Origin of the sequence: Cyclobacterium sp. (assembly GCF_014762705.1) — a bacterium.
Lineage (GTDB): Bacteria > Bacteroidota > Bacteroidia > Cytophagales > Cyclobacteriaceae > Cyclobacterium.
In genome coordinates, this window is record NZ_JABURL010000009.1 from 1 (window position 1) to 15344 (window position 15344).

At 46.1% G+C, this 15344-nt stretch carries 9 protein-coding genes and 2 rRNA genes; 6 read left to right on the forward strand and 5 right to left on the reverse strand.

The genetic code is table 11. The features are described from left to right. Positions 1 to 956 (forward strand): 23S ribosomal RNA (locus HUJ21_RS00080); the annotation flags it as partial. Positions 957 to 1040: 84 nt separating this feature from the next. Then, positions 1041 to 1152, forward strand: a 5S ribosomal RNA gene (rrf, locus tag HUJ21_RS00085). A gap of 508 nt (positions 1153 to 1660) precedes the next feature. Here the strand turns inward: rrf and HUJ21_RS00090 are convergent. From HUJ21_RS00090 to HUJ21_RS00110, 5 genes are all read right to left on the reverse strand, one after another. Next, complete coding sequence (locus tag HUJ21_RS00090) at positions 1661 to 2116, reverse strand: Hsp20/alpha crystallin family protein (protein WP_291366237.1); 456 nt, start codon at positions 2114 to 2116, stop codon at positions 1661 to 1663. A 175-nt stretch (positions 2117 to 2291) separates the two neighbouring features. After that, positions 2292 to 3566, reverse strand: a complete 1275-nt coding sequence (locus HUJ21_RS00095; RefSeq protein ID WP_291366238.1) for a TRAP transporter large permease — start codon at positions 3564 to 3566, stop codon at positions 2292 to 2294. Beyond that, positions 3563 to 4024, reverse strand: coding sequence for a TRAP transporter small permease (locus tag HUJ21_RS00100; protein ID WP_291366239.1), 462 nt, complete (start codon positions 4022 to 4024; stop codon positions 3563 to 3565). The genes HUJ21_RS00095 and HUJ21_RS00100 overlap by 4 nt, the downstream gene beginning before the upstream one ends. Then, entirely contained in the window at positions 4021 to 5010 is a 990-nt protein-coding gene (locus tag HUJ21_RS00105) for a TRAP transporter substrate-binding protein (RefSeq protein WP_291366240.1), read from the reverse strand. Before HUJ21_RS00105 ends, HUJ21_RS00100 begins: the two co-directional genes overlap by 4 nt. Positions 5011 to 5100: 90 nt before the next feature. Next, on the reverse strand, positions 5101 to 10371 hold the full coding sequence (locus tag HUJ21_RS00110; protein ID WP_291366241.1) for a lamin tail domain-containing protein: 5271 nt from the start codon (positions 10369 to 10371) through the stop codon (positions 5101 to 5103). Positions 10372 to 10473: 102 nt separating this feature from the next. Here HUJ21_RS00110 and HUJ21_RS00115 point away from each other — a divergent pair, with 102 nt between their 5' ends. The 4 genes from HUJ21_RS00115 (at position 10474) to HUJ21_RS00130 (ending at position 15055) form a co-directional block, all read left to right on the forward strand. Beyond that, on the forward strand, positions 10474 to 11463 hold the full coding sequence (locus tag HUJ21_RS00115; protein ID WP_291366242.1) for an aspartate-semialdehyde dehydrogenase: 990 nt from the start codon (positions 10474 to 10476) through the stop codon (positions 11461 to 11463). Next, positions 11464 to 12651: a class I SAM-dependent methyltransferase gene (locus HUJ21_RS00120; RefSeq protein WP_291366243.1), complete on the forward strand. Its 1188-nt coding sequence runs from the start codon at positions 11464 to 11466 to the stop codon at positions 12649 to 12651. Between the two features lie 540 nt (positions 12652 to 13191). After that, on the forward strand, positions 13192 to 14076 hold the full coding sequence (locus tag HUJ21_RS00125) for a metallophosphoesterase (RefSeq protein ID WP_291366244.1): 885 nt from the start codon (positions 13192 to 13194) through the stop codon (positions 14074 to 14076). 46 nt (positions 14077 to 14122) lie between these two features. Continuing rightward, complete coding sequence (locus tag HUJ21_RS00130) at positions 14123 to 15055, forward strand: TIM barrel protein (protein ID WP_291366245.1); 933 nt, start codon at positions 14123 to 14125, stop codon at positions 15053 to 15055. Positions 15056 to 15344: the final 289 nt, after the last annotated feature.

Here is a 15344-nt window from a genome sequence, read left to right on the forward strand (position 1 = left end):
GGTCCTAAGGTAGCGAAATTCCTTGTCGGGTAAGTTCCGACCTGCACGAATGGTGTAACGATCTGGGCACTGTCTCAGCCATGAGCTCGGTGAAATTGTAGTCGCGGTGAAGATGCCGCGTACCCGCAACGGGACGGAAAGACCCCATGAACCTTTACTGCAGCTTAACATTGGCATCGGGTACACGGTGTGTAGGATAGGCCGGAGGCAATGAAGCGGCGTCGCCAGGCGTTGTGGAGCCACCGTTGAAATACGGCCCTCTGTGTGCCTGGTGTCTAATCCCCGTAAGTGGGAGACATTGTTTGGTGGGTAGTTTGACTGGGGTGGTCGCCTCCAAAAGAGTAACGGAGGCTTCCAAAGGTTCCCTCAGCACGCTTGGTAACCGTGCGTGGAGTGCAATAGCATAAGGGAGCTTGACTGTGAGGCGTACATGCCGGGCAGGGACGAAAGTCGGGTATAGTGATCCGGCGGTACCGAATGGAAGGGCCGTCGCTCAAAGGATAAAAGGTACTCTGGGGATAACAGGCTGATCTCCCCCAAGAGCTCATATCGACGGGGAGGTTTGGCACCTCGATGTCGGCTCGTCACATCCTGGGGCTGGAGAAGGTCCCAAGGGTTGGGCTGTTCGCCCATTAAAGTGGCACGCGAGCTGGGTTCAGAACGTCGTGAGACAGTTCGGTCCCTATCTGTTGCGGGCGTGGGAAGTCTGCGGGGGGCTGTCCTTAGTACGAGAGGACCGGGATGGACCGACCGCTGGTGTACCGGTTGTGGTGCCAACTGCACCGCCGGGTAGCTAAGTCGGGAAGAGATAAGCGCTGAAAGCATCTAAGTGCGAAACTCGCCCCAAGATGAGACTTCCAAACAGGGCCGTCAGAGACGATGACGTTGATAGGCTGCAGGTGTAAAGCCAGAGATGGCAAAGCCGAGCAGTACTAATAGCCCGAAAGCTTGAACACCTTTGACACATTGCATTTTCCGCGAGACACTGTCATAGAAGAACACAAGAGATTAGCGGAAAGCCCAGGTGGCTCCGTAAAGACATAGGCGGCCCGGCGCAGGGGACCCACCTCTTCCCATCCCGAACAGAGAAGTTAAGCCCTGCAGCGCCGATGGTACTGGGGTTACACCCGGGAGAGTAGGTCGCCGCCTCATTTATTCAAAAGCCCTTTGGTTAACGCCACAAGGGCTTTTTTTATGCCCGGAGCAAAAGAAATGTTCACCACAGATTACACGGATTAACACAGAGAAAATCAAAAGCAACCTCCCTTCTATGTTCTTCTATTCCTTATATGGTTCCCTTATTTTTAGAACCATATAAGACATATAAGGAAATATAAGGTTTAGGCTACAAAAAAAAATCTGTGGTAATCTGGGTTTATCTGTGGTGAATCCTTTGTTCCCACCACGGATTAGAACAGAGAAAATCAAATACAAGCCCACTTCTATGTTCTTCTATTCCTTATATGGTTCTCCTTTTTTTTGAACCATATAAGTGATATAAGGAAATATAAGGTTTCATTGGAATCAGAAAATATTGTGGCAAATCCCACATGCCTACCACAGATCACGCAGATTGGCACAAATAGCTTTTAGGAAGGGATCAAATAAAAAAGCCTCCCTGGTAGGGGAGGCATTCAGACTAATTTTCGGGATTTTTAATTTACCCTACAGTGATTTGCTTTACCTTGTTCTGGATTTGCTTTTTGGGTATGCTGACCAAAAGGATTCCGTCTTTGTACTGCGCATTGATGTTGTCAATGTCAGCCTTCTCTTCAGGTAGGAAAAAGGATCTTTGGAAGGATTCATAATGAAATTCCCTTCTGGTTACCTGATCTTTTTCTTCCTGCTCTTCGGATTTCTTTTCTGAGGCGATCACCAGGTGCTCGTTTTCATAAGAGATTTTAAAATCTTCTTTTTTCAGGCCAGGTACAGCCAGTTCCAGCAAGTAATTCTTTTCATTTTCTTTGATATTTACTGCCGGTACGCTGGCTTTGAAACGGCTCAGGGGCGCACCCAGGTCAAAAGCCGAAGGCATGTCGAATAACCTGTCAAACAAATTGTCAAATGCAGGGACTTGGGATTTTTTTCCGTTGTTTGCTACTTTCATCAGTGTCATGGCTATAATAGTTTTTGGTTTATAATGCTTTTTCTTCTCCAAAATCAAATCAAATGCCAATGTTTATTTAGCTATAAACCACTGAAAATTAAGACAATAAGTCATGCGTGAACGCTTAAATAAGTCAAATTGTCTAATTTTATTTTGAAATAATGCCAAAATGTCTATGCAGTGATCAGTCGTAAAATAGCCCTGGAAGCCAAAGGCTGATTGCCGGAATGTAAGTAAGCAGCATCAAAACTCCCAAACTGACCAATAAAAAGGGTAAACCTGCCTTGGCAATTTTTTCTATTGAAACCTGCCCTATACTGGAGGCAACAAACAGACAAACGCCCACGGGAGGTGTAGTAAGGCCTATCACCAAATTAAAAACCATGATAATGGCAAATTGTACAGGATCCACACCTACCTGAACGGCCACTCCCAGCAGCACTGGAAAAAGAATTAACAATGCTGCTATGGTTTCCATAAAGGCACCTATAAAAATCAGGAGTAAATTGATCAATAACAATAAGATCCATTTGTTTTCGGTGAGTTCGAGTAAGCTGTTGGCAATCAGGAGTGGTAATTCTTCCACCGTCATGATCCAGGCAAAGAGGTTGGCAAAACCTACCAATACCATCAGGGCTGCAGTGGTTTTCGCCGATTGGAGCAAAATGGCTGGTATCATCTTTAATTTCAACTCCCTGTAAACCCAAAGACCGATGGCGATGGCATAAATGACCGCGACTATAGAAGCTTCAGTGGGAGTGAAAACCCCACCAATGATGCCAAAAAGAATTACAAAAGTCATCATTATTGCCCAAAAGGCCTGAAAGAAACTCTTGAAAATAAATTTTATCGGTTTACGACTACTTTTGGGATATTTCTTTTTGACGGCGATCAAATAGGTAGTGATCATAAATCCTACGCCCAATAACAAACCTGGAATGATACCTGCAACGAATAGTTTACCAACGGATAAGCCTGTCAAAGTAGCCGCAATGATCATGGGAAGGCTGGGAGGAATAACGGGTCCAATGGTGGAAGATGAGGCGGTTACGGCACAGGAAAAAGGGGCATCGTAGCCTTCTTTTTTCATAGCAGGGATCATTACTGAACCTATACTGGCAGTATCAGCAATGGCCGTACCCGAAATTCCCCCAAATAACATAGAGGCACCAACATTGGCCAGCCCCAGTCCTCCTCTGATATGTCCCAGGAGGGCATTACAAAAATTAATGATCCTTTGGGTAATTCCACTGGCATTCATCAGGTTGCCAGCCAGGATAAATCCGGGAATGGAGAGTAAAACAAACACATCAATGCCGGCATACATCTTTTGAGGTATGACCATTAATGGAATATCGCTAAAGATCAGGTAAGTGAAAGCGGAAATCCCCAAGGCAAAAGCTATAGGGAAACCCAGGATCAGTAAAATCAGGAACACCACAAAAAGCAAAACGGTCATTTGAATTTTTTTAGTAGTTCAAAAATGCTGTACAGGCTGACAAATAAACCCATTATGGCCATTGATCCATACATGATAGCCATATTGAGGTTCAGGGAAGGTGATTTTTGCAAAGTAACGATATCCATCAGAGGAAGACTGAAAATAAATTGGGTAAGCATCAGGCAAATGACCAAAACCAAGATGCAGGCTTCCATTTTTGATTTTGCTTTTGGGGAAAGCCGGTCCAGAAAGGTGTTCACACTGACATATCCCTTGTCTTTTACGGCCAATGCTGCTCCGATACTCACCAGGTAAATAAAACAAAATCTGGCCAATTCTTCAGTCCAGTTTGGTGACCAGGGCAGGGCATACCTGGCAATGATCTGCAGTACAACAACTGCGATCATCAATACGAAACTCAGATTCAAAAAGAATCCCAGAATTTTATCCAAAACGGGAAAGTAAGTTTTGATCATTGTACCTGCTGGATTCTGTTTAACAAATCGATCTGATCGGCATCAAAAGCTTCCATAACGGCCTTGTTGGAGGCCTTCCGGAACGCCTCTTTGTCCACTTCAATGAATTCCATGCCCTGGTCCAAAAGAAATTGGTAATCTTTCTTTTCCTGTATAAGAAACAATTCATGCTCATATTCCTGCATCACTGCAGCAGCTTCATCGATGACTTGCTGAAGGTCAGGGGGCAACATTTCATACTTTTTATTGCTCATGACCACATAGGCCCAGCTTTTCACATGTTCGGTCAGCATGCAATATTGCTGGACTTCGTACAACCCCGCATCCTTGATCAGGGCGAATGGGTTTTCCTGACCATGTATGGTAGATTGTTGCAATGCCGTAAAGACCTCTGAAAAGGCCATGGGGGTAGGCTTGGCACCTAAAGCGCTCCAGGTATCCACGTAAAGGGAGACGGCCGGTACCCGCAGTATCATGCCCTGCAGTTCATCCGGATGCCTGATGGGCCTGTTTGCCGTAAGATTTCTGGCACCTCTTTCAAACCAGGCGATGGGCCTGAAGCCTGCAATGTCCAGTATATGTTGCTCGATTTCTTTTCCCAATGGCCCTCCGGCTACCTTTTTCAGGTGATCGGAATCGCGGATGGCGAAGGGGGTGGCACACAATATGGATTTGGGCAGGCTCCAGCTTTGCAGGGATTCACCCGTAATCATGATGTCGGCACTACCTACAAGGAGTCCGGTAAGGACATCCATTTCTTTCCCCAGTTGTTCATTGGGATAGACTTTTACTTCCAGCCGGCCATTGGATCTTTTTTTAACTTCCTCGGCAAACTTCAGACTTGCCTGGTGCCAGCCATGTTGGCTGTTGGCCAGGTGACCAAACCTGAGTACATATTCGGGTTGATTTTCACTTGCCTCTTTACACCCCGTGAGTAATAAGACGAGGCAAAATATAAATACAGTCAGATCAGAATTTGGGTGCATTGTTTTTGACATCAAAACAATTGGTATGGGTTATTGCTTTTCAAATTGAATTCAAAGTACAAAAAAATATTTGTCACAGCCCCTTATTTTTTAAAATTTGGCTCCCACCACCACGGTTTTTTTGACTTGTATTACCTCCCCGTCCGGGTGGAACAATTCACCGGAAACAATATAATAGCCCGCATTGACTTTTTCTCCTCTTTCATTGGTACCATCCCAGGTATAAAATCCATTGCTTCCCCAAATTTCATTTTGGCACAATTCCCTGATGGGTATACCGGTAGGTGAAAAGATCCTTAAAGTGGCCTGGTAGCCGGGCCTGTCCATTTTGTAGGAGATGGTAGTAAAAGGCTGCTCTCCGGCGGCCAGAGGTACAAATACCTCGGGGGAGATGTGTATGCCCAAATCATGAGAAGGGCTGTCATACACCTGTGAGTTTTTGAATCCAGGACTGGCATAGCCCACATGTGCTGCCGCCGAATGCCAGTTTTCTGGCTCATTGGCAGGAGAAAGAACCGAAAATCTTTCCAGCGAGATCCCTTTTACATCCCTCAAAAATCCATGATGCATGTCTTCATTGTAATCCAGTTTTTCTTCCCATTGCTCCTCCGGGTCCAATAGTATCACAGTTCCGGATCGAATGGGATAGCTTGGCAAGGCCATTTCAAGAAAACTTTCCTTTACACCCTTTGGATATTGCGCTGCCAGCTTTTCCACATCCGTAGTGAGTACCAGGTAGCTAAATGGATCAATGATCAAGTCATCCCCGGAAATAACCCTCCTGTTTGCCAGCTCTCCTGATTCTTCATTGGCCAATTTCCAGTTTTTCAGGTTCAATAATTTGGATGAATGGTTATAAATTTCTACAAACTTGGGGGCGCCTGTGGCAGGGTTGAAAAGGATTTCATTCAAAACCAGATTTCCCTCTTCCGCCTCAGCCGGTATTTTGATCCAGGCCAGGTTTGCCTCCGGGGAAATGGCATTCCCCACACAGTCCCGCCAAGTATTAACCTGTAACTGATAAGCCTGGTTTTCCATCAGAGGCATTTCCAGCAGGATGATCCACTGAAAGCGGTCAAGGGAATCAGGATAGGAGTCTTTGACATCAATTTGAGGAGAAAGTTGAAATTCACTGCTGGCGTTATGGGGTCCTACGGGTTTAGAAAACCGCAATAGAAGCTGATCCACCCCCTTGGGCATGGCTGACAGAAGTCGAGGGGGCCTGCGGTCAGGACTATCGTCAAATGCCGTATTGATGGCTCCGGGTGTGCCTCTTTGTGGGCTGATAGATGGAGCATAATTCTCTTGAGATTCGCAGGGATAAACTGGATTGATTACCTCCAGGCTAAAGCCATTATTGGCTATTTCTCCTCCCAGCGGCATGGAAGGATTGTAGATCAATCTGTCAACCAGGTCCCCATGGGTATTGTAGAGGGAAATTTCATCTCCCCCATTGAGCAGGGTAGGCCAGTGCTTTAATCCCAGTACCTGAGCAAATGGATCAAAGGCTTTCTTATCCGCTTCGGGGCATAGGATAAGGAAGCCTCCCGGTGCAACCGTTGCCCTGGGTAGACTACTTTCATTTCTTGAATTGGCGATTTTCATCCCCCCCAGATGAAATAATTTGTCCGTTGGATTGTAGATTTCAATATATTCCGTGTTCGGTAAGGGGCTGCCAGGCCGGGGAGCGGGCATGATTTCATTGATAACCAATTCTTTAAATTGGGGAATTTCGGGAGGAAGGTAGGAAAAAGTCAGTGACTGTCTCTTTATGGCATGCCCATCCATATCTTCCAATTCCCGGATTTCCAGGGTGATTACCTGCCCGGCTTCCCATCCATTTTCAAAGGTCAGTAATATCTCTTTGCCATTATTTTCCAAAGATATGGAGGATGGTGAAATACCTTCAATGGAATAAAAATCCGGTACTACGGCCAATATTGGGTTTAGAACCTGATCGAAATACAAAAGCAGGCGGTTTTCAGGTAAGGGCTCTACTTCCAATAATTCCGGAGGCAATGGATCCCACTCCACGGTCCTGAGACTTCCAGGCATACGGCTTCCATCTTCTCCCAGTCGGGGAGGGATTTTTAAAGTCCACAGGCTTCTCTCGGGCAGGGGTGCATCAATGATCAATTGAATATGATTGCCCCGGCTTTTGCTGAGCAGTGGTGTAATGCTCCGCTCGTCTTCCAGAAAACTGAACGTCCCCTCCCAGGGATTAATCGTATCGAGAGGTTCCAGCAGGTTGATTTGGACCAACTGGGAATTTTGGACCCAAAGCTCGTAGATCCCGTCGGCATAATGTAAGCTTCCCTGATAGGGAAGACCCTCTTTCCCGCTTTTGGATTTTACAGCATGGATGGAAATGAAAACGCTGTCCTCCAGTGTCAATTGTTCCCGCAATTCCACCTTTACCTGAAATCCGTTTTCCATGAGCAGGGCACTTTTTGCCGGGGAAAAATTAATCTGGTAATTTTCGGGAAAAACCAGGGAAGCCGGATCAGGGAAATCAGTAAAAGTTACCATAAGATGCTGCTCATCCCAAATTTCCACAGCCCCAGGGCGCAAAAGGCTGTTGTCCAAAATAATGTCGATGTTCGAAGCCAATTCTCCTGTTTTGGCCCATACCACCGGAATCGCTACCTGAATTTCATCCTCCACCAGGGGTTTTTCTGAAGCGAGGGTCAGGCTCAAACCATCTTCCGATAGGACTATATTTTCGGCCTGTAAGCCATTTACCAATACCTGATCCGGTAAGACAATGGCCTTGTTCCATACCATTTCAAGCGCAAAGGGTGACAATAAAAATGCCGTATCAATCACCGGTGGAAGGGTGTCCCAGGTAAAATCCCGGTTGATGCTTCGGGTCATTTCCTTGCCATAAAGGTCTTTCAACTGATTCATGCTGATCCGGTAAGCTTTACCCGGAACCCAGGAAGAGGCGAATTCAAGCTTTACCTGATTGGTGCCGGACATGACCAATGATTGGGGAAAGCCTATCCCTTCATTTACTTCATAGTGCTGGGCTATCAGTGCCCATTTGGGATCCAGTGCTTTGTTAAAAGTCAACAAAAGGCTATTAGCAGCTGGAATGGTCAATTCACTGAGGTTGATATTTCGGGTATCCCAAAAAAACGCCTTGTTCAGGGTAAACCGGTTTACCCCCTCCGGGTCCCTGATACCACTTACCTCCAGAATTAGGTTTTGATCCTGGGGAAATTCCCTGTCAAAAACCAGCAAATAGCTATTTTCTTCATCTCCCACAGGTAAAATCCGCCGTGGCTGCCAGGCCTCAGTACCAAGCTTGTAATTCTCCGGAATTAAAATGGTTTTTTGGTCAAGGGGGATTTTATAAATAACCTTAAGGATATTTGGAGATGAATAAAAAATACTATCCAATACATCTTCCCAGTAAAAAGAAATGGGCTTATCAAGCAAATAGTTGCCATAACGGTCGGGTATGCTGTCTGCAATCAATTCGTAACTGCTGCCCATTTGAAGTGGACTGTCCAATTCCAGCCTGATTTTATGGGGAGCACTTTCATCAATATGAGCAGCAGTGATTGCGGAAGCATCCTCCCGGAACCGAAAATTTCCCGGCATCGATGCTTGTTGCAGGTCAAGCGCTTCATCAAAAACCAACAAAAGCACTTTCCCGCTTATTCCCCAAATTTCTTCTATTTTGGGAGGAGAGGTATCATACAGAAAAGAAATGGAATTGGTAGCCAGGGAAACGCCAAAGCAATCAGTCAACTGGGTTATTTCCAGGGTATAGGTTTGGTCGGATTCCATGGTCGTGGCCAACTTCAGGACCATGGATTGATCCGAATAATCCAAAACAAGCAGCTCTTCGCCTGAAAGGGAAAAATAAGGCAGGGATTCCAGTACAGGGGGCAAAGGTTTGGAAAAGGAAAGGAGGATTTGATCTGGGGATAAAGGGCTTACTTTTGTTATTTCAAAAGGCCGGTTATCTAAAGCTTCACTGAAAACCGCATTTTTTTGTCCTGGTGTTCCTCCCTGGTCCGAGTCGGAAGCTTTCCAGTTAAAGGAATCGCTGCAGGTCTGGAAGGGATTGATTCTTTCCATTGCCCAACCTCCTCTGGATTTTTCTTCGTTCTGATAAAATGCCAGATCGTAGACAAGGCTGTCTACCAAATTATCAAAGCCATCCCTGAGCATGAGCGCAGCCGAATTGTTGGCCAGGTTGGGAAAAGCATCGACAGCCGCCACCGGGCCAAAAGGTGCAAACTGGGGTTTATTGGAATTGACGGAAAGAATGAGATACGATTTTGGTTCCATCAGGACCTCCTCCACAAGTCCTCCATTGAGTGTAAAATCTTTGAGTAAAACAGGTTTCTCGCTGCGGTTAAACAGCTCTATATACTCAGCATTGGTCTGGGCAGGCAGTACCGGATCCGGAGGAAGAAGTCCTTTGGGGTTGGGATCAGGCATGATTTCATTGATGATCAGGGTACCTGCGGGGCTGGCTGTGTGCAGGTCAAAAGAATGTTCCCAATCCTCATGTGTACTTCCTTCCTCTAAACCGGTGATCTGTTCAAACTTCAGGGTATAGCTGTTGGTGTGCAGGTAGTCCTCAAACTCCAATAGAATTTTTGACGAATCGATGCGCGTTGCATTTTTGGCATTACCATAGTCATTGTCCAGACTGACGCCCTCCCTGGGCAATTCAATGGGCTGGTTAAAATGCAGCAGCAAGGAATTGGGTCCGCCGCTTTCCACTTGATTGATGGCCAGGGTTTTCGTTTGATCCTGTCGCCCCCCTATGCTGAAATCATCCAGAAATAAACGGGCAGCTGAGCCGTTTCCCGAACCATAGACCGCTTCCAATAGTAGGGTTACCTGTTTTAAATCCTGAAAGGCTACAGGAATTTCCTGGCTGAATAGGGCATAGGGAGTATCCGAATTGGGAAAGGTGTTGTCATCCGCAATCTGGATCCTTTCACCAAAGCCCTGCTCCGGGTCTATTGACAGGGAAAGATAGAGCAGTACCGGCCTGTTGCCCGACCCGTTTTTGCTGGTTTTGGCATAAAAGGAAATTATAGGGTTTTGTAACCCTTCAGTCGATGTTTTTATGTAAATTTGCGCATTGAAACTACCGATGGTTTGAATACCCAGCGCATTGGACTGGTTCAGTCCTTCGCCGGCAGCCTGAAAAACCCTGGCAGTACCTGTGCTCAGCTCATTGGCTGACCAAGCAGGCAGAAATTCTTCAGGATGGTTGATGGTGGTAAATTTGCTTTCAAAATCCTGAACCTCAAAAGTTTCGGTTTTAGGCAGCTGCACAAAACCTAGTATGGAAAAAGCAATGAAACTCCATACGGAAATGATGGCTTTCACAGAATGAATATAACTAAAAGTATATAAAATAAGTATTCGTAAATAAAAAATGTTTTTCTGATCACAAAGCAGGAAAACAAAACCGGTCAAAATTTAATCAACATGAAGTTAGCCGTAGTAGGAGCCACCGGCCTGGTGGGCTCAGAGATTCTTGAAGTGCTTGATGAGCACAATTTCCCTTTTGATGAACTCTTGTTGGTCGCTTCCGAGCGTACTGCAGGGAAAAAGATTACTTTTAAGGGCAAGGAATATACGGTCATAGGTCTCAAGCAGGCCGTGTCGGAGAAGCCGGACATCGCCATTTTTTCTGCAGGGGGAAATACCTCCAAGGAATGGGCTCCACAGTTTGCTGAAGTGGGAGCCATTGTCATCGACAATTCCTCTGCCTGGAGAATGGACCCCAGTAAAAAATTGGTAGTTCCCGAAATCAATGGCAAAGTCCTTCGGATTGATGACCGCATTATTGCCAATCCCAATTGTTCCACCATTCAGATGGTGCTGGCCCTTGCCCCTCTCAGGGAAAAATATGGTATCAAAAGGATCGTGGTATCTACTTATCAGTCCGTGACCGGAACGGGTAAAGATGCCGTGGACCAAATGATGGCCGAAAGAAAGGGTGAGGAAGCCAATATGGTGTATCCTTATAAAATCGACTTGAATGTATTGCCGCACATTGACGTTTTTCAAGATAACGGCTACACCAAAGAAGAGATGAAGATGATCAACGAAACCAAAAAAATCTTCGGAGACGACAGCATTCGGGTGACCGCCACTGCCGTAAGAATCCCCGTGATGGGTGGCCACTCAGAAGCGGTGAATGTGGAATTCCATAAAGATTTTGACCTGGATGAAGTGAAAGAATTGTTGTCCCATACCCCTGGTGTTATTGTGGAAGATGATCCGGCCAACAATATCTACCCCATGCCCCTGAATGCCCATAAGAAAGATGAAGTTTTTGTAGGTAGATTGCGCCGGGATGAAACCCAGCCCAATACGCTTAACATGTGGATTGTGGCGGACAACCTGAGAAAGGGTGCTGCTACCAATGCGGTGCAGATTGCCGAATACCTGATGGAACACAGCATGGTATAAGTGGCACTACAAGCTACATACGATTCCCAATTGAAGCAGTTTGTGCAGGATCATCTTGATGAAGATCCTGCACAATTGCTTTTAAGGCATAAGGAAATTCCCGGCCTGGACATCAAGGCAGCTGCCCGGCAAATCGCCATGCGGCAAAAAGCCAGACAAAAACTGCCTTCCTGGTCGGCTAACCCTTCCCTGATTTTTCCACCGGCACTTTCTATGGAGCAATGCTCCTCAGAGGCTACGGCCCGGTATAAAAGCAGTTTGTTTCAGGGGAATACCTTGGCTGACCTCACCGGAGGCTTTGGGGTGGATATTGTTTATTTAGGAGAAAACTTTACTCAGCTCACCTATATAGAGCAACAGGATGAATTGGTGGAACTGGCCAGGCATAACCTTCCCCAACTTTTGAATAGCCGGCAATTGAGGATTATCCACCAAGATGGCATCGCTTTTCTCCATCAAACCAGGGAAAAATTTGACCTGCTCTTCGTGGATCCTGCCAGAAGGGGAAAAGACAATCGGAAGCTGTACCGGCTGCAGGACCTGGAACCGGATGTAGTGGAAAATTGGACCTTGCTGCAGAAGAAAGCGGCCAAAATCCTGATCAAGGCCTCCCCCATGCTGGACATCAGCATGGCAGGACGGGAATTACCTGGTCTCTCAGAAATTCATGTGGTAAGCGTAAAAAATGAGGTCAGGGAATTGTTGCTTTTGTACAATGGCTCGCATCAGCCGCTGAAGATTATAGCCGTGGAAATCAATGGTCAGGACCAAAGTGTTTTTTCTTTTACCCCGGAAGAAGAGCTCAATGCGGCACCCGTATTTTCCTTTCCCCAAAAATATCTGGTCATTCCCTATGCCGGAATATTAAAAGCAGGGGCATTTAAAAGTTTTGCGGTCAAGCAGGGATTGGCCAAACTACATCCCCACACCCACGTGTACACCACCGATCAATTTCCTGAGGCCGTTCCCGGGAGGGTTTTCGAGGTGTTGGAGGAAATCAAAGCGGACAAGAAATTGATAAAAAAGCTTTATCCGGAGGGCTTGGCCCATATAATTTCCCGAAATCATCCCTTAAAGGCCGACGCATTCAAAAAGAAATTCCGGCTAAGAGATGGGGGAGATGAATTTTTGCTTGCAGTCACGGTAATGAATGGAAAGACGGGGGTTTGGCGTTGCAGGATGGTTTGATGTGCTGATGTGTCGATGTGCTGATGGATATGCCGGGGCTGCAGTGACTGGGGTGCCTAAGGTTCCTGGGCTTGTCGAAGGAAGCTTGTCGAAAGCATGGTTTGATTTGTAATGGGCAGATATAGATTTTATATAATTGTCTACTGCTTAAGCTTCTTGGAATATTTTTTCCGTTAAACCAGGCACGTTTGGGTTGTTCTTTTGTAAATAGGCTACCAATCCCCAAAAAACAAACTTTTGTAAAATGGGCAGGTGAACGTAAAAATAGCTTTTCCACTGAGGATGTATGGTAATGGTGCCCTCTGCTATTGTATAGGGGCAAAAATTCGGGGGGTGGTATGGAGAACTCATTGAAGAATCAGAGATCATTTTGTTTTTTTGATGATCGGGAATTTCCCTTAATTCACTTTCAAACCAAGGTGTTAAAAAGCGGAATGGGACACACCTTGAGAAGTTGTTTAAAAGCTGCTTTTTTTGATTTATTTCAAAGATAATGCATTTTAGGAGTCCTGAAAACTCACTAAATGAGACAAATCTGACATGATCGACATCATAGGAGATATTCACGGATACAGTGATCAATTGGAGGCATTGCTACTCAAACTGGGATACAGGAAGGAGGGAGGAGTCTATTTTCACCCGCAAAGGACCGTACTTTTTTTAGGAGACTATATCAATAAAGGACCAAAAATCAAAGAAACACTGGAAATTGTAAAGGCCATGGCAGACAAGGGTTCCGCCATCGCTTTAATGGGTAACCATGAGTTTAATGCCATTTGGGACCTGTTTCGACTAGAAAATGAAAGCTTGCCGGCAGACCAATCTTTCCAGTGGGAAGACAGCCTTTTGGCATTTGATAATAACTTAAATGAATTCAAATATTACGTGGATTGGTTTAAAAACCTGCCTCTTTTTTATGAAAACGACTATTTTCGTGCTGTTCATGCCTGTTGGGACCCTGGGCAGATCAGTCTTTTAAAGGAAAACTTAACTGGAAAAGCACTTACAGGAGAGTTGATCACAAAAACACCTGAATGTAACAGGGCACTTACAGAGACCCTCAATGGAAAGGAGTTGGCATTGCCCATAAATGCCTCCATTCAGGAAGCAGGTTTTGCAGCGGGTACCAGGATCAGGTACAAATGGTGGGAGGATCCCGCACAAATGAGCTATAAAGATTTCAGTGTGGATCCGGTGGATTTGCCCGACCTTGCTCTGGACCTGTCACTGATAAAGGACAGGCAATATTATGGGGAAGGAGAAAAGCCGGTATTTTTTGGCCATTATGGGCGGGCGGGATTTTCTTCTATTATCCGGCACAATGTGTGCTGCCTGGATTTCGGGATGGGTAACGGAGGATATCTGGCCGCTTACCGAATGGATGAAAGCCTGAAATTGTCCAATGACAAGCTGGTGTATGTATGAAGGATTTTTTTCTTTATCTTCCCTATCTGAACCAATAAACCTGAAAATGAACCGAAGAAACTTTACCAGGAAAACCGCAATGGGTCTGGCCATGGCCGGAATATCACCTTACCTTTCTGCTTTTGGCCTTCCACAAGGAAGCGTCAGACTAGGAGGCCCTATCTACCAAAACTACCAGTCTCCGGACGACTGGGTAGCTGCCGTTCTAAATAAAAATTACAGGGCAGCCTACTGTCCGGTAAGTTTGGATGCCGGAAGCGATGAAATCCGGCTTTTTGAAGCAGCGGCCAAAAAAGCCGATATCGTCATTGCGGAGGTAGGGGCCTGGAGTAATCCCATCAGCCCTGATGCGGAGATGGCCAGGGCCTCATTCGACAAGTGCACGCAATCCCTGCAGCTGGCCGATGCCATTGGTGCCAACTGCTGTGTGAATATCAGCGGCTCAAAAAACCCGGAACATTGGGCAGGTCCTCACAAGGACAACCTTACCTCGGATACATTTGATCAGGTAGTAGAGGTGACCCGCAAAATCATCGATGAAGTGCAACCCAAAAGGACCCACTTTGCACTGGAACCCATGCCCTGGGCTTTTCCGGACTCGGCAGACAGCTACCTGGACCTGATCCGGGCTATTGACCGCAAGGCCTTTGGGGTACACATGGACCCCATGAACCTGATCATTACACCCGGCTTGTACTATGGCAATGCAGACATGATCAAATCCTGTTTTAAAAAACTGGGTCCCCATATCCGGAGTTGCCATGCCAAGGATATACAAATACGGGAAGATTATTACATGCCCCAGTTTACGGAAGTACGGCCAGGCCTCGGGGTAATGGATTATCAGGTGTTTCTTCAGGAGCTGAGCCAGCTTTCAGGTATCCCCCTGATGATGGAGCACCTCAGCTCTGCCGAAGAATATGACCTGGCAGCAAGGTATATCCGTTCAGAGGGGAAGAAAATCGGAATTACGGTTTAATCTTGCAGGACTCCGATTGACAGCAGACTCAGGAACAGCAGCAATGCCGGAATCCCATAATATTTCAAGACTATAAGGCGGTTGCAGCGGTGCAAGAACCAAAGTACCAGTACCGGGCGAATAAATCCCAGGACCAGGCCAAGACCGGCCAGCAGGAATAAGATTTTCAGACTTGCAATAAGGGTTTCCATAAGACCACAAAAGGACAGCTGTAGGCTGTCCTTTTATCAATAAATAAATAATAAACTTAACTCCGGCATATCCTGTATTGTCACATTTGGAGTTTGGG